The organism is Thermodesulfobacteriota bacterium (assembly GCA_030583865.1).
In the GTDB taxonomy this organism is placed as follows: Bacteria; Desulfobacterota; GWC2-55-46; order GWC2-55-46; family GWC2-55-46; genus UBA5799.
The window spans coordinates 1,033,557-1,052,048 of sequence record CP129479.1 but is presented as its reverse complement, the minus strand read 5'-3'; the positions used below and the strand labels follow the sequence as shown (position 1 = coordinate 1,052,048).

The 18,492-nt window shown below is 58.2% G+C and carries 18 protein-coding genes and 1 tRNA gene; 3 read left to right on the top strand and 16 right to left on the bottom strand.

Features of this window, described 5'->3' with window-relative positions; genetic code table 11:
* Positions 1-3: 3 nt before the first annotated feature.
* From ribD to QY316_05035, 3 genes are all read right to left on the bottom strand, one after another.
* A complete protein-coding gene (ribD, locus tag QY316_05045) occupies positions 4-1,110 on the bottom strand; it encodes a bifunctional diaminohydroxyphosphoribosylaminopyrimidine deaminase/5-amino-6-(5-phosphoribosylamino)uracil reductase RibD (GenBank protein WKZ33764.1) in 1,107 nt (368 codons plus the stop codon).
* Positions 1,110-1,574: a transcriptional regulator NrdR gene (gene nrdR, locus QY316_05040; GenBank protein ID WKZ33763.1), complete on the bottom strand. Its 465-nt coding sequence runs from the start codon at positions 1,572-1,574 to the stop codon at positions 1,110-1,112. Before nrdR ends, ribD begins: the two co-directional genes overlap by 1 nt.
* Positions 1,575-1,750: 176 nt before the next feature.
* The gene (locus QY316_05035) at positions 1,751-2,038 is read right to left on the bottom strand and encodes an HU family DNA-binding protein (GenBank protein WKZ33762.1); all 288 of its coding nucleotides are present in this window, start codon (positions 2,036-2,038) and stop codon (positions 1,751-1,753) included.
* Between the two features lie 264 nt (positions 2,039-2,302).
* On the opposite strand from QY316_05035, the gene QY316_05030 reads away from it, so the two are divergent.
* The 3 genes from QY316_05030 to QY316_05020 all read left to right on the top strand — a co-directional run bounded on the left by QY316_05030 (position 2,303) and on the right by QY316_05020 (position 3,851).
* Positions 2,303-2,378: transfer RNA gene (locus QY316_05030), tRNA-Ala, on the top strand.
* A 260-nt stretch (positions 2,379-2,638) separates the two neighbouring features.
* Positions 2,639-3,466 (top strand): NosD domain-containing protein, encoded by an 828-nt coding sequence (locus tag QY316_05025; protein ID WKZ33761.1) that lies wholly within the window; start codon positions 2,639-2,641, stop codon positions 3,464-3,466.
* Positions 3,467-3,470: 4 nt separating this feature from the next.
* On the top strand, positions 3,471-3,851 hold the full coding sequence (locus QY316_05020) for a hypothetical protein (protein ID WKZ33760.1): 381 nt from the start codon (positions 3,471-3,473) through the stop codon (positions 3,849-3,851).
* Between the two features lie 216 nt (positions 3,852-4,067).
* On the opposite strand, the gene QY316_05015 is transcribed toward QY316_05020, so the two are convergent.
* The 13 genes from QY316_05015 to QY316_04955 all read right to left on the bottom strand — a co-directional run bounded on the left by QY316_05015 (position 4,068) and on the right by QY316_04955 (position 18,357).
* Complete coding sequence (locus tag QY316_05015; GenBank protein ID WKZ33759.1) at positions 4,068-4,880, bottom strand: hemerythrin domain-containing protein; 813 nt, start codon at positions 4,878-4,880, stop codon at positions 4,068-4,070.
* A gap of 35 nt (positions 4,881-4,915) precedes the next feature.
* On the bottom strand, positions 4,916-5,422 hold the full coding sequence (locus tag QY316_05010) for a DUF2299 family protein (protein ID WKZ33758.1): 507 nt from the start codon (positions 5,420-5,422) through the stop codon (positions 4,916-4,918).
* 279 nt (positions 5,423-5,701) lie between these two features.
* Positions 5,702-6,016 (bottom strand): DUF2769 domain-containing protein, encoded by a 315-nt coding sequence (locus tag QY316_05005; GenBank protein WKZ33757.1) that lies wholly within the window; start codon positions 6,014-6,016, stop codon positions 5,702-5,704.
* Positions 6,017-6,207: 191 nt separating this feature from the next.
* Positions 6,208-6,417, bottom strand: coding sequence for a hypothetical protein (locus QY316_05000; GenBank protein ID WKZ33756.1), 210 nt, complete (start codon positions 6,415-6,417; stop codon positions 6,208-6,210).
* Between the two features lie 181 nt (positions 6,418-6,598).
* Positions 6,599-8,239 carry an MFS transporter gene (locus tag QY316_04995; protein WKZ33755.1) on the bottom strand — a complete coding sequence of 547 codons (1,641 nt, stop codon included), beginning with the start codon at positions 8,237-8,239 and terminating at the stop codon, positions 6,599-6,601.
* 122 nt (positions 8,240-8,361) lie between these two features.
* Positions 8,362-9,060: a respiratory nitrate reductase subunit gamma gene (gene narI / locus QY316_04990; GenBank protein ID WKZ33754.1), complete on the bottom strand. Its 699-nt coding sequence runs from the start codon at positions 9,058-9,060 to the stop codon at positions 8,362-8,364.
* A 2-nt stretch (positions 9,061-9,062) separates the two neighbouring features.
* Positions 9,063-9,623, bottom strand: coding sequence for a hypothetical protein (locus QY316_04985; protein ID WKZ33753.1), 561 nt, complete (start codon positions 9,621-9,623; stop codon positions 9,063-9,065).
* A complete protein-coding gene (gene narH, locus QY316_04980; protein ID WKZ33752.1) occupies positions 9,617-11,137 on the bottom strand; it encodes a nitrate reductase subunit beta in 1,521 nt (506 codons plus the stop codon). Before narH ends, QY316_04985 begins: the two co-directional genes overlap by 7 nt.
* 1 nt (position 11,138) lies before the next feature.
* Positions 11,139-14,867 carry a nitrate reductase subunit alpha gene (locus tag QY316_04975; GenBank protein ID WKZ33751.1) on the bottom strand — a complete coding sequence of 1,243 codons (3,729 nt, stop codon included), beginning with the start codon at positions 14,865-14,867 and terminating at the stop codon, positions 11,139-11,141.
* 4 nt (positions 14,868-14,871) lie between these two features.
* Complete coding sequence (locus QY316_04970; GenBank protein ID WKZ33750.1) at positions 14,872-15,414, bottom strand: hypothetical protein; 543 nt, start codon at positions 15,412-15,414, stop codon at positions 14,872-14,874.
* 217 nt (positions 15,415-15,631) lie between these two features.
* Positions 15,632-16,081 carry a hypothetical protein gene (locus tag QY316_04965; protein ID WKZ33749.1) on the bottom strand — a complete coding sequence of 150 codons (450 nt, stop codon included), beginning with the start codon at positions 16,079-16,081 and terminating at the stop codon, positions 15,632-15,634.
* A gap of 253 nt (positions 16,082-16,334) precedes the next feature.
* Complete coding sequence (locus QY316_04960; GenBank protein WKZ33748.1) at positions 16,335-17,870, bottom strand: MFS transporter; 1,536 nt, start codon at positions 17,868-17,870, stop codon at positions 16,335-16,337.
* A 76-nt stretch (positions 17,871-17,946) separates the two neighbouring features.
* Positions 17,947-18,357 (bottom strand): universal stress protein, encoded by a 411-nt coding sequence (locus tag QY316_04955; GenBank protein WKZ33747.1) that lies wholly within the window; start codon positions 18,355-18,357, stop codon positions 17,947-17,949.
* Positions 18,358-18,492: the final 135 nt, after the last annotated feature.

Sequence of the window (18,492 nt, the reverse complement as noted above, 5' to 3'; positions counted from 1 at the left end):
GCCCTACCCCTCTTTCCCGGACGGATACCCCTCGATGACAACGCCGTTGTCAATGGCCCTGGCAGTCACCCTTTCGAGCCTGGGGGCCTTTGCAAGGCCTTTAACCCCTAAAGAGGCTACCGATGGCCTCCCGTCGCCGCCGATGATTACAGGGCCGTAGAAAATGACATACTTGTCGACCAGGCCCGATTTTATGAGCGAGGAGGCAAGCTCGCCGCCGCCCTCGACAAGCACGCTCGTTATCTCCCGTTTTCCGAGCTCACGGAGGACGCCCTTTACGGAGACCCCTTTCCCGGAAGCGGCGACCCTTACCACCTCGGCCCCGTTATCCCGGGCCTTTTTAATCCGCGAAGACGGCGCCCCGGAAGTCACAAAGAATATGAGCCTGGCCTTGCCCTCACTTACGCCGTTATAGACGCTTGCCGCAGGCGGGGTGAGAAGGGCGCTGTCGAGGACCACCCTTATCGGGTCCCTTCCCTTCGCGAGCCTTACCGTAAGCTCCGGGTCGTCCCTTTCTACGGTCCTTCTCCCGACCATTACGGCGTCGTTCACTGAACGGAGGCTATGGACGCGCTTACGGGCAAGCGGCCCTGTTATCCATCTGGACTCGCCTGTTGAGGTCGCTATGCGGCCGTCGAGGGAGGATGCGAGCTTTAAGGTTACGAAAGGGAAACTGCTCTGGATGAAGCTCCGGTAGGCCTCGTTGACCGCCATGCATTCCTCTTCGAGGACGCCGGAGACGACCTCGATCCCGGCTCTCTTCAACGCCATCGACCCTTTCCCGCTCACTTTCGGGTTTGGGTCGAGAGCCCCTATGACTACCTTCTTTATCCCTGAGCGCTTCAGCGCCTCGGTGCAAGGCGGGGTCCTGCCGAAATGGCAGCAGGGCTCGAGGGTCACGTACATGACGGCGTTCCCGAGGTTTCCAGCGGCCCCTGAAAGGGCCTCTATCTCGGCATGGGGCAGGCCTGCCTTACGGTGCCAGCCTGAGGAGATTATCCGTCCGCCTCTTGCTATTACCGCGCCGACCGCGGGGTTGGGGCTGGTCCTGCCGAGACCCTTCCTGGCGAGTTTTAGCGCCTCGCGCATGAACTCCTCATGCCTCGCCATCAGGTCCTTTTCTTCACGTCAAGGAGGTCCTTCAGTTCGTGCATGAACTCGTTTATGTCCCTGAAGTCCCTGTAGACAGAGGCGAACCTCACGTACGCGACCTCGTCCAACCCCTTCAATTCCTCCATGACGGCCTCGCCTATGGCCGAGCTCGGTATCTCCCTTTCGCCTGAGTCTATGAACCTTGTCTCAAGCCTGGCGACCGCCTTCTCTATATCGTCGAGGCTTACGGGCCTCTTCTCGCAGGCCTTCATAATGCCGTTCAGTATCTTGGTCCGGTCGAATATCTCGCGCCTGCCGTCTTTTTTCGCGACGAGCGGGAGCGCCTCCTCGACCCTTTCATAGGTAGTGAACCTCTTTGCGCAGCCGAGGCACTCCCTCCGCCTCCGCGTGGTGCTGCCGTCCTGCGAAAGGCGCGAGTCAATTACCTTGTCTTCAAGGAAACCGCAAAATGGGCATTTCATAATCTTGAAATGATATCAGAATAAAATCCCGGATTACAAGAGGGAAAATACGGAGTGGCTAAGATCTCAAGAAAAGGTGGCTGCCTGCTCCAGGCCGATTCGGCGGGATGATTCCTTCAAATGAAAAAAGCCCCCTGTACAGGGGGCTTTCTGATTCATGGAGATTTGCGAAAGGCTTACTTTGCGCCGAGCACCGCGTCCTTGCAGGCCTTCGCAACCCTGAACTTCACGACCCTCTTGGCCGGTATCTTTATGGCGGCGCCGGTCTGGGGGTTCCTGCCGGTCCTTGCCTTCCTCTTTACGAGAACGAGCTTGCCTATTCCGGGTATGGTGAAGGAGTTCTTGGCCTCTTTGTAGGAAAGCTGCGCGAGGGTGTTTATCATCTCGCTTGCGAGCTTCTTCGTCACACCGACTTTTTTGGAGATTGAATCAGCGATCTGAGACTTGGTTAACGGCTTTCCCATCTGAACCTCCTCTTGTGTTTTGAAAGTTTTGAATATAACTCCGCAGCGAGCTCAAAGCGGGTCATATCTCATGTGCGGTTTAGTATTCATACAATTTTTTTCAAGCCATTGCAAGCTAAAAAATGAGAAGAAATGTAATTTCTCGAACCTGTCCGTTGCGCTCTTCCCCGATTTCAGCACGATGCCGCCGCGCGAATTTTCGATTGACAGTGAATTGCCGGAGTGTTATTTATATATATCTGTCTTCGTTGAAAAACAGGGTTTGGGGCAGTAGCTCAGCTGGGAGAGCGCAAGGCTGGCAGTCTTGAGGTCAGGGGTTCGATCCCCCTCTGCTCCACCAGGAAAAAGGGAGCCGTGGCAGTGGCCACGGCTCCCTTCTTTTTGATTGGATTCAGCATCAGTTCCGAGCTGACCTGGTCTGGACTGCGCGCGTTCTCAGCGCCGTCTTGTTTTTTTGGTCTTGCCGCTGTTTCACCCAATCCGAACCCGTCTCCTTTTCAAATCATTAGACTTCGCCCAGGGTTTCTGATATATTCCACTCTATATCGTAACTATTATACGCGCAGACCAGGCCGCGCCGGTTCGCGCGGGTCGTTTCTTATGCCCAGGTATATGACCAAGCCATTCCTCGCTTTCTTTCTGGTTACCCTGCTCCTTCTGCCTGTCTCCACACAGGCCGCCACCCTGCACGTCCCGGGCGACTACAGGTCGATACAGGAGGCCGTGGACGCTGCGGCTCCGTCCGACGCCGTGGTGGTCGACGACGGCGTCTACATCGAGAACGTCGTCATTGAAAAACCCCTGGCCTTGAGCTCCAAAAACGGCCCGTCAGCCGTCCTTATCCAGGCCGAGAGGCCGGACCTGCCTGCCATAAAGGTATCCGGCACCTCGGATGTGACAATCGCCGGGGTCTCGGGCACGGGCTCTGATGTCGCCGGCATACTCGTTTCCGGCTCCTCCGATGTGACCGTGACCGGGAACGCCTTCACCAGGAACGGGACCGGGATAATGCTCTCCGGCACGAGCCGCTCGGTAATAAGCTGGAACGAGTCCAGCTCGAACGCACAGTACGGCCTCTACATGGAAAAATCGGACGGGAACAGGGTTGAGTCGAACAGCTCTACACTCAACAGGGACAAGGGCTTTTTCATAAGCTATTCGAACGGGAACGAGATAACCGGAAACGCCGTCAACCTGAACACGTGGGACGGCATAATGGTCTTTTCCTCGAACGGCAACAGGATAACCGGGAACAAGACCCTGAGGAACACCTACGGCATCGTGGTGAGCGAGTCAACGGGCAACGAGCTGGAAGAGAACACCACCATCCCCAACCTCTTCCTGATACTCCCGATAGTGCTCATCTATCTCGGGATAGTCTCCTACCTGGCCCAGAAGAGCCTGCTTAAGGCCGTATACAAGGAATAAGGACATGGAAGGCATAATAGAACTGCTCGAAGCTTTCACGAACGTCTCGACGCTCCTGGCCAGCATAGGGATGGTCCTCGCCACAACCAGCTTCATAAGCGGGCTCCAGATGGTTAAGGGCAAGGGCAAGGTGGAGAAGAAGATACACCGGGGGAACGGGTTTATCTCGTTTGCGATACTCTTCGTGCTCGCGGTCATGTCCTTCGCGACCTTCGGGCTTAGCCTCTGGTCGATAACCGGCTGGGCCGTCGCGTTCTTCATCATGTTCCTCAAGCACAAGATAGTCCACGCCAAAAGCCGGAGGGCCTTCAAATACGTGAGCTGGCTCGGCGCCTCGCTGATCTGCATGTGGCTCTATGTGGTATATATCCACATTCCGCTCTAAAGGCCGCAGAAAAAGCCCGCCTCAGGCGTCGTCTTGAAATTGGAAACTCCGCCGAACAATGAAGGTACGCCCGTTCATCTTGTCGACTCCTTGCATCCTGGGCTTTTGAGCAGCCTGACCGGGGTTTTTGTCATTCCGGCAATAAATCCGGTTTGCCAAAAAAAAGCCGCGGGGCCAAGCCCCGCGGCTTTTCAAATTCATGCGATTTTCAGGCCGTCAGTGGCTGCAGCAGGTATCGCAGCCCGCCTCCCTCACCACCGAGACCTGCTCGTCGTACTGGGCCTGTATGGCGGCCCTCTTCGGGTTCATCTTTCTCTCGCCCGCCTCTTCCCGCACGTATTTCCTCTCGACCTCGCGCATGGCCTGGGTTATCTGGAGCCGTATCTCGTCGTTCAGGCACTTGTCGACTATTTCAAAGAACTCCTGGTCCTCTTTCCTTATGTGCCCCCTGAGGCTCACTATCACGGAGTCGATGATGCCGTCGTTAAGCTCGTTTATCTCGAGCGCCTCCCTGAAGTTGTGAAGGAGCGAGATTATCTCCCTGTGCTCCTCCTTTATTATGTCCACCAGGGTCTCGCCGAAGGGCAGAAGCCCCTTGCTCATGCCGAAGAGGACCTCCTCTTCCTTGATGCCTGAGTGGAGCACCAGGTCGTTCTCAAGCTCCTTTGTCGAGACCCAGAGGGCGTCCAGGTCGCGCTTCTTTATGTGCTCCTCGACCTTTTCAAGGCTCCTGTTTATGGCCTTGTGCTCCTCGACAAGGATCAGGAGCGGGTTGTCAGAGGGGTCCAGCGCCGAGGGGGCGTCCTCGATGGGGCCTTCGCCGAGCCTCTGCATCCTAATGACCTTGAACGGCTGCGAAAAGCCCATCCTGCAGGCCCCCCTGGGGCTCTTGAAGATGCCCTCCCCGGGACAAGCGGCGGAAAGCTCCTTGAAGAGCTCCTCTTCAAGGCTTATGATGCCCTCCCTGCAGTTCACGTAGCAGGACTTGTGCTGGCATTCGTATTTTATCTCAAGCATCTGCGGTACCATGCGGACCTCCGGGTCTCGGGGAACCCCGTTCAGGCTCAGGCGTGACCTACATCGCCTTTCTGCGAGGGCATTACGGGCATTCCGAACTCGTCGTTGAACTTCGTTATGATGTAAAGAAGCGTCCTGTGGTTAAGGAGGAGCGCGTCATAGAGCTTGGTCTTCTTGAGCGCGTCGTAGTAGAACTCATACGAGAACTGCACCTGCTTCGCCACCCCGGCCTCGTCTATGTTGAGGTCGTAGCTGTTCTTGAGGAAGAGGAGGTCCTTCCTTATCTCCCCGTAGAAGGCTTCCCTGTCGTTGGGGTTCATGCCCTTGAGCTTCTCCATGTGCTCGTTCGCTATGCTGACCCCGTTCAGCACCACGATAAGGCCGGGGAACTCCTTGGGCTGGAGCACCCTCTGCTTCTTCATGGAGCCGAGCGGGTAGTCGATCTCGAAATGGAATACGGCGTTCTCGTCTTTTATTTCCTTTACGTCGTGATGGTTCTCCTCAAGCCACTTCTTGATTTCTGCATTAGCCTGTTCCGGGGTGGTGATCTCCATTTACCAACTCTCCTCAGTATTGATTTTTTCCCTGTTTTTTGGGTGTATTATATCTTACTACAACCCGAGCGGGCTTGTCCATATTAAAAGGGTGAGTAAATGCCGGAAAATCCGCAGAAATCACATAAAATCAGGGCAATAGGGCCGGGAGAGCGGCCATTTCGATGCAGACGGCAGGTAACGGGCGCCGTGATGCAGGACGGCCCTTTACCCTCCCGGCCATCGCTACCGGCAGGCCGGGAGGGTATCAAGACCTTAGGAGAATATTCCGGAACAGACTCAGTTCCCGTGGGCTGCCGCACCCTCGATCTTGAGCCCCTGGCAGACCTGGGAGCACCTGGTGCAGTAAAAAGTATGGTTGAGCTCGTATTCCTTGTATATAGGACAGGTGCTGCAGATGCAATCCTTTTCCGCCGTGATGCTCTCGCTCGTCCCTATGGTCGGGAAACAGTATCCCGGCATGGCGTCGCCCGCGACATATGTGGGACAGCCCGGGCATTTGCAGTTCTTGACCACGTAAGCCTGCTTGCGCTCGTATTCGCTCTTGTCGATGACCATGACACCGAAACGGTCCAGCCTGTCGTGCTTGCTCATAAGAAAGCCTCCGTTTTAAATTTAAAAGACAAAGGAACCCTGTGATGGAATTATATCGGAGCTGTCTCGAACCGTCAAACGGGCGGGATTGGCAGGAAATACGAGGAAATTCGATGCGGAGGCCTGCCGGGTGCGGTGGCCGGAGCCCGTTCTTGGAGCAACCGTCCTCATGGAGGTAACAAAAAACAGGCTTACCAGAATATGGTGTAGACGTTATAGCCGATGAGCGCCAGGCCAGCCACGAGGTTTATGCCCCTGCTCGACTCCGAGGGGTTCCGCATGACAAGGACATCGAGCCTGAAGCCCTCAAGCACCTTATTCCCTTTTATGAAGGTCGCCAGTATAAGGACGACGCCGTAGGCGATGCCGCCGATAGTCAATACCATCTCAAGAGAACCCAATTTACCGACCTCCTATCCTTTAACTCCGCAAATATTTTATCATATCCTTGATAGAGACGAAGAAAAAATCAGGCGCTGCAGAAAAGAACGGCAGGAGGCATAAAAAAAACATGGGGGAGGAAACCCCTCCCCCATGTTCCAGGTGCCGCTTTTCCCGGCATAAACATGCCAGGAAGCCGGGCTATTGCCCGCCGGTCCAGGTGCTCTTGGCGGTGTCCCACCAGGTACCCTTGTTGCCCCAGTCAAACCTTTCCGCGCCCTTCCTGGTATAGTAATACCAGTTGATGATGAAGGCGTAGAGGTAGAAGATGGCCGCACCCGCGAAGAAGGTGATGGCGCTGCCGGTCTTGGTTATGGACATGCCGACGAGCGAGGCGAAGACGAACGGGCCGAAGGCCGCCCACGCGCCGGTCCAGCCGAGCATCTGCGCGCCCTTTGCGGGCGAGTACGCGAAGACTATCGGGTACTGCCTGAAAGTAGCGGCGTTGTTTATGCCGGTCATGAGGAATATCCAGAGCATTATATAGACGAAGCCCGGGAACTTCTCAAGCCCGGTCGGGGTAAGATAGCCGCCGAATATGAGGGCAAGGCAGCCCAGTATCTGGCCGATCAGGCACCAGTGCATGCCCTTGCTTCCGCCGATCTTGTCGAACATCCAACCGGTAAAGGTGCGTGAAAGGCCACCGATGAGCGGGCCGAGGAACGCGAACTTCAGCGGGTCCGGCGCTCCGTCAAAGCCGCCGTAGATGACCCTTATCATCAATGGAAAAGCTGCCGCATAACCGGAGAACGAACCGAATGACGCGATATAGGTTATGGTGCAGTTCCAGGTGTGCGTGAGCGCCCTGTTCTTGGTGCTGAGTATTTCGAACTGCTTTTTGAAGTTGCCGCCCTTGAAACCGAGCGCCGCCGGGTCGATGCTCTTGAGGAATATGACGCTCAGGATGAAGGACAGGATGAGGAAGGGTATGTACCAGAACGCGGCGTTCTGCACCCACATGTCCTTCTTTACTACCCTCTTGAGGGTCAGGTCGGTCACGACGCCCGCGTCGTTCCTCTTGATATCGAGCTGCATGTTCTTGGTTACGGCTGTCTCCTGTACTGAGACGTCGCTCACCAGGCCGTTATCGTCCTTGGTGACGAGAACCGCGCTGGCAAATGCCGGGTTCTTGTAGACTATGTCCGTGACAACCCCTGACTCGTTCTTGGTGACCGCCACGTCCTTTATAATGTCAATTTTCGTGAAGAGCTGGGGTGCGCCGTAAGCGCCCCCGACAAGGGAGAAGCCCACTATCCAGGGTGTCACGAACTGGACGACACTAACGCCGAAGTTTCCGATGCCGGCCTGTATGCCCATTGACAGGCCCTGGAGCCTCTTCGGGAAGAATATGCTTGTTGAAGGCATGTAGGAGGAGAAGTCCCCGCCGCCCATGCCGCTCAGGAAGCCGATTATCATGAAGGTGCTCCATGGCGTGCTTGTATCCTGCACTGCGAAACCGAGCCAGACCATGGGTATGAGCTTGATGATGGTCGCTATGCTTACGACCGGCCTCGTCCCCAGGATGGGGATGAAGTAGGAGTGTATCAACCTGAGGATACCGGAGGCGAGACCCGGTATGGCCGCGAGCCAGAAGAGCTCCATGGGAGTGAACTTGAAGCCGATGTTCGGAAGCCTGACGACAACGGCGCTCATGACGAACCAGGTAGCGAATGAAAATACCAGGGTGAAGGTGGTAATGCCGCAGGTGGTCCATCCAATCTTGCTGCCTGTTTCTCGCCAGAATTGTTCGTTTTCCGGCTCCCATCTTGTTATTTTCGACATGCAGATTCTCCTTTATCGAATTTCAGAACAAAAAAACGCATCAGAAAAAAAAGTATTATCACAGAAGTGCTTGCACAGCCGTCTAAAAAAGCGGGCGGGCATCTCTGCCCGCCCGCCCTGTGTTACTTGTACTGCACCACGTTCACTGTCTGACCGCCCCTCCTGTACCACCTTACGACCTGGTAAGGCCTTACGAGGTACTTGTAGGGGTTGATGACCACAAAGTGCGCGAGCCTTGAGAACGGAATCAGCGCGAAGAAGATAAGCGCGTTGAATATGTGCGCCTTGGTGATGAGCGGCAGGCCCGCTATGTAGTCAACATTGGGCTGCAGCTTGATTATCGACCAGAGATACGGCACGGCCGATGAAGCGAACCAGTTGGAGCCCCACCTGTAGAAGATGGCGGTGCCAACGCCGGTGAGGACCTGGATGAGAAGGATGATGAGCACCAGCACGTCCCACCCGGAGGTCACGGCCTTTACCCTGCTGTTCGTAAGCCTCCTGTAGATGAGGGCGAGGAGGCCGAAAAGGGCGAGAAGGCCGAATGCGAGCGCCGTGAGCTCGAGTATGTAGAGCCTCAAGGGCACCGCGTTCCAGAGCAGGATGCTCTTCGGGATGAAGAACCCGATTATGTGGCCGAGGAGCACCACTATTATGCCGTAGTGCCAGGGGAACGACCCGAAAAAGAGGGTCTTGTTCTCAAGGAACTGCGACGACTGCGAAGACCACGAGTACTTGTTGGTTCTGTATCTCCAGATTGCGCCGACGATAGCCGTCATCAACAGGATGTACGGCATCACGCCGAATAGGACGTTGTCCATTCTTAGCCTCCTTTTACGTCTTTATCTATAATTCTGTAGACGGCATTGATGAGGTGCCAGTAGAGATTCTTCCTGTTCTTCTCGAAGTTCTTCTGCAGCTTCTCCATCGCCCTTATGAAGAAACTCTCCCGGAAGTCCTTTACGAGATCCTCGTTCTCCGTGAAGCCGAGGAAGTAGAGGATGACCGGCAGGTGGTCGGGGAGTTCGCCTTTCGAAAAATCGTCGAGAGGGAAGCCGTTCTGCGCGTACATGCTCTTGATGGTGGCAAGGCTGCTTGACCTCCTGAAGCCGTCATAGATGTGGTATCCCATGTCCAGCGTGAAGTCGCTCGTGAGCTCGAAGGTGTAGGAGTACACCCCCCGGAGGTCGTCCAGGGGGATGTGCTCCAGGTCCTTCTGGAACTTCTTCATCTCCTCGAGCGCCTCGGGAGGATACTGCTCAAGGCCTTCGAGCGCGTTTATGCACTCCTCGGTCCTGAGCTTTATATCCTCACCGGGATACTCAAGCAGCCCGGCCAGATGCGTATACAGGTGCTTCGCCTTTACCATCGTTTCCTTTACCACTGCCTCGATACGAGTTCCTGCTTCTTGGAGCCGAAGCCGACCGTGCCCCTCTTCTCGTACATGGTCCTGGGGTCGACCGTGGACTGCGTCTCGCGGTGTGTCTCGGGTATCACGAACCTCTCCTGGAAGGTGCCAAGCGAGGTGAGCTTATAGATCTCGAACGCGTCCTCGGGCGTGAGGCCCACGGATGAGAGGGCTGCCTTCGCTGCGCTGTCGCCCACGTCTCCGACCCTCTGCTGGCGCACCCAGAGCCTTACGGCCATCTGCTTCTTCAGCGACTCGATGACCAGCTGCTCGTTGCCGGCGGAAAGGAGGTTCGCGAGGTACCTTACCGGCACCCTCATCTTGTCCATCGAATAGAAGAACTCGACGGATTCAGCGTCGAAGAGGCCGCCGTTGTCGGCCTTCGCGTTGTGGAGGACCGGGGAGAGCGGCGGCAGATAGAAGTTCATCGGCACCGTCCTGAACTCCGGATGGTTCGGGAGCGCTATCCTCCACTTCTTGAAGAGGTTGTAGGCCGGCGAGTTCTGGGCCGCAACCAGCCAGTTCTCGTCGATCCCCTGCTTCCTGGCCTCTTCAATGACCCTCGGGTCGTTCGGGTCGAGGATTATGTCCCTCATCGCGTCCACGAGCCTCTCGTCCGGGGTCTTCGCGACTTCCTCTATCCTGTCGGCGTCATAGAAGAGCACGCCTACGAACCTGATCCTGCCGGTGCACGCGTGCGCGCAGGCGTTCGGCTGGCCGGTCTCGGTCCTCGGATAGCAGAAGATACACTTCTCGCTCTTCCCGTTCGCCCAGTTGTAGTAGGGCTTCTTGTACGGGCAGGCGCTCACGCAGAACCTCCAGGCGCGGCAGGTGTCCTGGTCGATAAGGACTATGCCGTCCTCGCCCCTCTTGTATATGGCGCCCGACGGGCAGGAGGCCACGCAAGCGGGGTTGAGGCAGTGGTTGCATATCCTCGGGAGATAGAAGAAGAAGAGCTTGTGGAACTTGGTGAGCATCTCCTTCTGCGACTCCGAGAGCCCCTTGAGGTTCGGGTCGTTCGCCGCGTAGAGCGGCGAGCCGCCCATGTCGTCGTCCCAGTTCGGGCCCATGATTATCTTTTCCATGAAGTCGCCGGTGATAAGCGACTTCGGCCTCGCAACGGGCTGGTCGTCGCCGGCCGGCGCGTTGAAGAGGTTCTGATAGTCATAGGTGAACGGCTCGTAGTAGTCGTCTATCGTCGGCAGGTTGGGCTGGAAGAATATGTTCGCCAGCGTCCTTATCTTGCCGGGGCCCTTGAGGAGCTTGAGCCTCAAGTTGCCGCCCGAGACCTCCCAGCCGCCCCTGTACCTCTCCTGGTCTTCCCAGGTGAGGGGGTAGCCGGCGCCGGGCTTGGTCTCGACGTTGTTCCACCACATGTACTCGGCGCCCCTGCGCGATGTCCAGACGTTCTTGCAGGACACGCTGCAGGTGTGGCAGCCGATACATTTATCCATATGAAAGCTCATTGAAAGCTGCGCTCTGAGATCCATATTACCACTTCACCTCCTGGTTTCTCATTTTTCTCACCAAGACCGTCGTGTCCCTGATGACGACGATCGGGCCCCACGCGTTGAAGCCGTAGGAGAACTGCCCGTAACCGCCGGTCAGGAGCTGCGGCTTGAGCCTCTGCCTGGTGAGCGAGTTGTGGAATCCGCCCCTGATCTTGTTCCTCTGCTCCGCCTTGGGTATGTTCACGGTCCTTTCCTGTGAATGGTAGGCGAAGCAGCTGCCCGAGGGGATCCTGGCGCTGACGACCGCGCGGCTTACATAGACTCCGTTGTCGTTGTAGGCCTCGACCCAGTCGTTGTCCTTGATGCCCACGCTCTCGGCGTCCCTGTCGTTCAGCCAGATGGAGTTTCCGCCCCTGGACAGGGTGAGCATCCTCAGGTTGTCATAGTGGGTCGAATGGATGGCCCACTTGCTGTGCGGGGTGATGTAGTTCAGGTGGAGCGCGTCGGTCCTGTCGGACTTCTCGACCTCGTTCATCTTGGCCGGGTTCAGCCTGTACTTGGCGGTTGAAAGGGCCTCGCCGAAGTCCAGGTAGACCGGGTGGTCGAGGTAGAAGTGCTGACGTCCCGTGAGCGTCCTCCAGGGCACGAGCTGCTCGGTCTGGATGGTCCAGGTGCCGTATGCCCTTCCGCGCCTCGTGTCGCCGGTCCAGAGCGGGCTGGTGAGCCACCTCTTGGGCTGCGCCACTATGTCGTCGTAGGTCATCGAGACGTTCCTGTTTCCGCTGGCCATCTCGTGCGCGAGACCGTGGCACCTCTCGTCCGGTATGAGGTACTTGATTCCAGGATGGACCGCCCTGGCCTGTTTCCGAGCCTCGAGGTAGTCGTCCTTGGTGAGGCCGGTGTGGTGCTCTTCCTCCCACCACTGCCTGAAGCAGACCTCTCCGTTCGTGGTGCCTGAGAAGGCGAGGACGAAGTTCGCGGCGTCCTTTGCCGTCTCGAGGGAGATGAGCTTCTGGCCGTTCACGTCCTTCTTCTCGATGTGCTCCTGGTTGAGGTAGTCCTCGTAGAGCTCCTTGCCATCGAGCATGACGCCGTGGAAGCCGTACTTGGTCTTCTGGAGGGGTCCTACGGCCGTGTACATCTTGTCCACGTTGGCGTAGTCCCTCTCGACGACCGTGAAGCTCTGGGTGGTCTTGCCAGGGATTATCTCGCACTCGCCCTTCTTCCAGTCCTTCACGCCGCCAAGCGCGGGCTGCGCTATCTCGCCCGGAGTGTCGTGCATGAGCGGGGACATGATGATGTCCTTGACCGGCTTCTGGAAGTGCTTCTTCGCTATCCCGGAGAACTTCTTGGAGAGGAACTTGAAGGCCTCCCAGTCGCTCTTTGCCTCCCAGTTCGGCGGGACCGCCGCGCCCATCGGGTGGACGAAGGAGTGGAGCTCCGTGGTGTTTATGTCCTCCTTCTCGTACCAGTGCGCCGTCGGGAGCACTATGTCGCAGTACGTCGGAGTGGTGTTCATACGCATGTTGAGGTCGACGAGGAGGTCGAGCTTCCCGAGCGGGGACTCCCTGTACTTCATCTCCTTCACGTGGGGCTTGGCGACCTCTTCGGCGATGAGGTTGTTATGGGTGCCGAGGACGTACTTGAAGAAGTACTCCTGGCCCCTGGCGGACGAGCCGAGCGCGTTCGCCCTCCATATGAACCATACCCTCGGCCAGTTCTCCGGCGCGTCCGGGTCCTGCATCGCGAACTCGAGCGAGCCGCTCTTCAGCTGCTTCACCACGTAGTCGATTATCTCGGCGTCGGACTTCGCGCCCGCCCTCTGGGCCTCCTCGCAGATCGCTATGGAGCTCTTGTTGAACTGCGGGAAGCAGGGCATCCATCCGAGCCTTACGGCCCTGACGTTGTAGTCGACCGTGTGCTGGAACTCGAGGGCGTTCTTGTCAGGGACGTTGTGGTAGTCCGCTATCGCGCCGTCGAACTTGAACATGGTCGTGTTGATGTACCAGAAGCTCGGGTTGTTCATGAGCCTCGGCGGCCTGTACCAGTCGAGCGAGTGGGCTATCTGGCCCCACGAGTCGAATGGGGCGAGCTTCTCCTGGCCGACGTAGTGCTGGAGGCCTCCGCCGTTCCTTCCCACGCAGCCGCAGAGCATGAGCGCGTCCATCGCGGTCCTGTAGAGGAGGTTCGAGTGGTACCAGTGGTTGTAGCTCGACCCGGTGATTATCATCGAGCGGCCCTTGGTCACTTCCGCGTTGGAGGCGAACTCCCTGGCTATCTGGATGATGGTGTCGCGGCCAATGCCGGTGTACCTCTCCTGCCATGCCGGCGAGAAGCCCCTCTCGTCGTCGTAGTTCCTGCAGTAGTCGCCGGAAAGGCCCTTGCGGGCGACGCCGCACTGGGCGACCTTCAGGTCGAATACCGTGGTGACGGCGACCTTGCCTTCCTTGGTCTGCACGTACCTTACGGGCACCTGCCTCTTGTACTTCTCGGGCTTGTCGACCTCGTAGAAGTTGACCTCTATCGCGTCCTCCTTGTGGTCGAGGACCGTGAGCGAGGGGTTTATGTTCTTCTGGGTCTTGGCTTCACGGAGGAGGAGGTTCCACTTGCCGTGGCTGTGGTGGTCCTTGGGCCACCTGTAGCCCATAGAGCCGTTCACGACGACCGCCTTGTTGGTGGTCTCGTCCCACATGGTGAACTTCCACTCGGGGTTGTCCTCGCCGTCGTATTCGGAGAGGTCGCACGCCCTGAGGAACCTGCCCTGCTCCCAGCCGTCCTTGCCCTTCTCGATCTTCACGAGCATCGGGAGGTCGGTGAACTGCCTGGTGTAGGCCTCGAAGTACGGCACCTTCCTGTCTACGAAGAACTCCTTAAGGATGACGTGCTTTATGCCCATCCAGAAGTTGGAGTCCGAGCCGGGCTTGAGGGGCACCCAGTTGTCGGCGTACTTCGTGACCTGAGAGTAGTCTGGAGCGCACACTACGAGCTTGGCGCCGCCCATCCGGAGCTCGGAGACGAAGTGGCAGTCCGCGGTCCTGGTCATGTTCGGGTTGGCGCCGGTTATGACGCAGTAGCCGGTGTTGTACCAGTCCGCGCTCTCGCATGAGTCGGTCTGCTCGCCCCATACCTCGGGCTCGGCGTTCGGGAGGTCGGTGTAGTAGTCGTAGAAGCTAAGGTGCACGCCGCCTATGAGCTGGTTGTAGCGGGCGCCGGCAGCGTAGCTTATCTGCGACATGGCCGGGATGGGGGAGAAGGCGATGATCCTGTCCGGGCCGTACTTCTTTATGGTGTAGATGTGGGCCGAGGCGATTATCTCGGCTGCGGTGTCCCAGTCGAACCTGCGGAACCCGCCCTTGCCCCTGGACCACTTGAGCTTCTTGTGGAGCTCTGCGTTCTCAACTATGGACCTCCAGGCGTCAACCGGGTCGGAGTGCTTCGCCCTCGCTTCCTTCCAGGCGTCGAGGAGCACGCCGCGGCAGTAGGGGTACTTGATCCTGACCGGGCTGTAGACGTACCAGGAGGCGGATATGCCCCTCTGGCAGCCCCTGGGCTCGTAAGGCGGTATGGACTGGTCGAGCTTCGGGTAGTCTACGGCCTGCAGCTCCCAGGTTATGATGCCGTCCTTCACGTAGACCATCCAGGAGCAGCCGCCGGTGCAGTTGTTGCCGTGGGTGGACCTCACGGTCTTGTCATACTGCCAGCGGTTCCTGTAATATTCTTCCCAACCCCTTTTACCGGGGTTTATCTCATCTTGAATCCAGGTAGCCATCTAATTACCTCCCTCCTTTTCCGCCGTAGTTTCTCCACAGGGCATCGTGGGCGGTGCCTCTATTCCTGTTCCTGTACCTGCCGCTCCAGATTATGTTGAAGATAATCAGTATTCCTACGAAACCGCCTATGCCTACGATGGTGAAGATTCCGGTCGGGGCCGGTTTTGCCTCGACATTGGCCTGCTCGGCGAAGAACGCCCTCAAGTGGGACACCTCTTCGTCAGTGACGTTCCTCTTGCTGAAGACCGGCGCCATTACCGGGGACCCGGCGTTTATCCATGCCGCGTTCAGAAGGGGGTTCTTCGAATCGTCGGCGTACACGTTGGTCAGGTCCGGACCAAGGACGCCTCCGCCGAGAGAGCCCACTCCGGCGTTGTGGCAGGATATGCAGGCCGGCGCGCCGCTCGCGAACTGCTTCTCGCCGGTAAAGTACATCTTACCGAGGGCGGCATCGCCCGGCTCGGCGTTCTCGAAAGCGGCCGCCTTCATCGGGGCAACACCTGCTACGAGACTCAGCGCAAACCCGAGCTGCAGTCCTTTTACCAAGATTTTTTTACAACTCCTCAAATCCATACCCTACACCTCCTTTGCTTCTGCTTGCTCTGTTTTTTTCTGCAGCCTTTAAAAAACAGTCTGGTTCCTGTATGTGCACCATGTGCCAGTTCCGGATTCCTCCGTCCGGTTCCGCAGCCTGGGCCTCGCGGCCCAGGAGCGGACCTGCGCGGAGGCGGGGCCTTTCCGGGATGGTCATGGATTGAATAAATTAAGAGGCGGGGATTGCTTCTTCGAGGTTGCCTCTGGCGAGATTGAGCATGACTTTCAGGTCTTCGAGGCCGGCGCTCCTGGACATCTTCGATTTCCTGCCCAGGCAGGGGACGGCCGGCTTCTCGACGGCATCCTCCCTCTGGCAGAAATCGACGGCCTCTTCCCTGAGCTTGGAGACGAACTCTTCGATTGCGTTTACCGTATTGGAACCTTCCGGATATATGGGGAGCGAGCCGATGATCATGCCCACGATTTCAAGAGCGCGCCTGCCCTTCCTCTCCTCTCGAGGCCTGGCGGCGCGGCTTTCAGCGGGGAGCCCGGACGATATGTCGGCGGCCATTCTGCCTGAAATGAAATTCATCGACGCAGCGGGGCGCACCCTGACGGCGGCAGCGTAGAAGAGACACTGGCAGAGGCGTTTAAGCTCTTTTCTGATCCTGTGACTCAAACCTGAGTCCTCCAAAGCCGTTCAGAGTCCTCCCAGTCAGGACGCACGCGGACTATACAAAAGACCTTCGAGCCCTTGGACATTAGAACCTTCGTGTTTGCATGACGCTGAGTAGGCGTAAAATACCAGAATGCGCCACACCTGTCCAGAGTTTTTTCGCTCTTTTTGAATTTATTCGTATGCGACGGATTATAGTACATAATTTCAGCAATGTCCATCCGGAAAACGATTCCGGGGAACGTTTTTTTCTGCCTCAGGCGCCCCGGTCCGCAAAAGGCGCCCGCGCCCCGGAAGCCCTGCCGCGCCCACCCTCCGCCGGGCGCTTGCCCACGCAGTAAAGCTGGTACTCCTTTGAGAAGGCCCCGGCCGGCTCCTTCATGAAAAAGAGGCAGAAAAGGAAGGCTGCCAGGGCCGCCGCGCCTATCAGATAAAAAAACTGGCTCTCTCCCACGAACGTGTAGGCGACCAGGAAGACGACGGCGCCCACGTTCCCGTATGCCCCGACGTAGCCAGATATCCTGCCAGTCATGCGCCTCTTTATGAGCGGCACTATGGCGTACGTTATGCCGCACCCACCCGTGACGAAAAGCGCGCACAGGAGAATTACGAGCACCACGGACGGTACGGGCCACTCAGGAGTTATGAGCCCCATGAGGCTGAAGCTTACCGCCACCCCGGCCAGGTACACCAGCATGGTGCCCCTTTTCGCGGGCATCCTGCCGGTGATATAACCCCCGAGCGCCCGCGAAAAGATATTGAGGAACGCGAAGGCCGCGCCCAGAAGGCCCGCGAGCTGGGGCGTGAGGCTGAACCCGTTCTGCAGGAAAACCGGCAGCATCGATATTACCGCGACCTCCGCGCCGAAGGTGGCGACGTAACAGAGGCACAGGGCGCCGACGTCGGTGAACCGGTATCGGTCCCTGTCGGGGACCCCTTTTTTCAGCATGGGGAGGTTCAAGCGGACGACGCGGCCCGTCTGGTAAAGGACCGCGGCGGCTATGACGGCGTACGCGAGCGCGGCAATCTCCCCTCCGATGTAGCCCATGCCCCTCGCTCTCCAGACCAGGAGTGCGAGGACGCCCGTTATCGGCGCGGTCCAGATGAGCGCCGCAACGAGGTCGCCCCAGGAGGAGACCTCTATGGCCGAGCCCTTCCCCGGGCTCCGGCGGAACGCGCGCTCCGGGCCGTCCGATACGGTGTACCAGAAATAGGCCCCGTAGACGAGCATCAGGACCCCGCTCATGGCTATGGCGAGCCTCCACGAGCCGAATACGTTAAGGGCCAGGACCGGCATGAGCATTGCCGCAATGGACGAGCCCCAGTTCCCGAGGCCCGCCTCGACGCCCTGCACGAACCCTATGTCCCTGGGCCTGAACCAGAGCGAGGTCATGTGTATGCCCGCCATGAGGCCGGTGCCCACCATTCCGAGGAGGAGCCTTGAGACGATCATCTGGCCGTACGAGCCGGCAAAGGCGAACGCGAGGCAGGGCACAGAGGTTGCGACCATGATGAGAGTAAGCGTCTTCCGTGGGCCGAACCTGTCGGTAAGGCCCGCCATGATGAAGCGGCCCGGGGCCGCAAGTGCCACGTTGCAGACGGCCAGGAGCTTCAATTCGTCCATCGTAAGGCCGGACGCTGCCGCGATGGTGGTGGCGAGCGGGGCCATGTTGAACCAGACGAAGAAGGTAAGGAAGAAGGCGAACCAGGTCTTGTGGAGTATGACTGTGTCGGCCCGCTTGAGGTCGAAAAGGTCCCTGAGGCCTATCTGGCTATAATGGTTAGAGCCCATGCGTTTTTCGAAAGTAATGGCCGCCGCGTAATCGTCCGGGGCGGCCCCTTGAACCGAAGGCCAGTCTTGAAGCGCCTCATGAATGGACGACGAGCACCGGGCACTCGGCGTTACGGACTAGAAACGAGCTCACGCTACCGAGGACCATGCTTTCCAGAAGGCCCGCGCCCCGCCGCGCCACGACCAGGATATCGGGGTTCTTGTTCTCCGCGGCCTCGATTATCATCTTCCTCGGGTCGCCTATGGCAAGTATCGCGTCCACGTCGAGCCCGTGCTCGACGACCCGGTTGGCCGCCTCCTGGAGGTCCTCCTCGCGGGTGGCCCGCCATTTCTCGAAGCTCTCCTCGTCGTGGCTGGTCGCGTCCAGCGGCTCCTCGACGACCGTTATGAGAAAGACCTCGGGGCTCAGGTGCTTGAAGAGGCCGAGGGCCTTTTCAAGGGCGGCATTAGACCTCTCGGAGCCGTCATGGCAGAACATTATCTTCATATCATCCCTCCCCGGTCCGTATTGGCGGCGCAACCAGGCATCCGGGGCCCGATGGACTGCCGGGCCTGCAAAGAGCCGGCCCGTGGTGGGTCCGCAGGCCGGGGCCGATGCCCGGTGACCGCTGCAGGATTATGC

Bases quoted from the DNA above. Each gene is read 5' to 3' on its own strand.
- ribD (WKZ33764.1), bottom strand. From the start codon at position 1,110: ATGGCGAGGCATGAGGAGTTCATGCGCGAGGCGCTAAAACTCGCCAGG.
- nrdR (WKZ33763.1), bottom strand. From the start codon at position 1,574: ATGAAATGCCCATTTTGCGGTTTCCTTGAAGACAAGGTAATTGACTCG.
- QY316_05035 (WKZ33762.1), bottom strand. From the start codon at position 2,038: ATGGGAAAGCCGTTAACCAAGTCTCAGATCGCTGATTCAATCTCCAAA.
- QY316_05025 (WKZ33761.1), top strand. From the start codon at position 2,639: ATGCCCAGGTATATGACCAAGCCATTCCTCGCTTTCTTTCTGGTTACC.
- QY316_05020 (WKZ33760.1), top strand. From the start codon at position 3,471: ATGGAAGGCATAATAGAACTGCTCGAAGCTTTCACGAACGTCTCGACG.
- QY316_05015 (WKZ33759.1), bottom strand. From the start codon at position 4,880: ATGGTACCGCAGATGCTTGAGATAAAATACGAATGCCAGCACAAGTCC.
- QY316_05010 (WKZ33758.1), bottom strand. From the start codon at position 5,422: ATGGAGATCACCACCCCGGAACAGGCTAATGCAGAAATCAAGAAGTGG.
- QY316_05005 (WKZ33757.1), bottom strand. From the start codon at position 6,016: ATGAGCAAGCACGACAGGCTGGACCGTTTCGGTGTCATGGTCATCGAC.
- QY316_04995 (WKZ33755.1), bottom strand. From the start codon at position 8,239: ATGTCGAAAATAACAAGATGGGAGCCGGAAAACGAACAATTCTGGCGA.
- narI (WKZ33754.1), bottom strand. From the start codon at position 9,060: ATGGACAACGTCCTATTCGGCGTGATGCCGTACATCCTGTTGATGACG.
- narH (WKZ33752.1), bottom strand. From the start codon at position 11,137: ATGGATCTCAGAGCGCAGCTTTCAATGAGCTTTCATATGGATAAATGT.
- QY316_04975 (WKZ33751.1), bottom strand. From the start codon at position 14,867: ATGGCTACCTGGATTCAAGATGAGATAAACCCCGGTAAAAGGGGTTGG.
- QY316_04960 (WKZ33748.1), bottom strand. From the start codon at position 17,870: ATGGGCTCTAACCATTATAGCCAGATAGGCCTCAGGGACCTTTTCGAC.
- QY316_04955 (WKZ33747.1), bottom strand. From the start codon at position 18,357: ATGAAGATAATGTTCTGCCATGACGGCTCCGAGAGGTCTAATGCCGCC.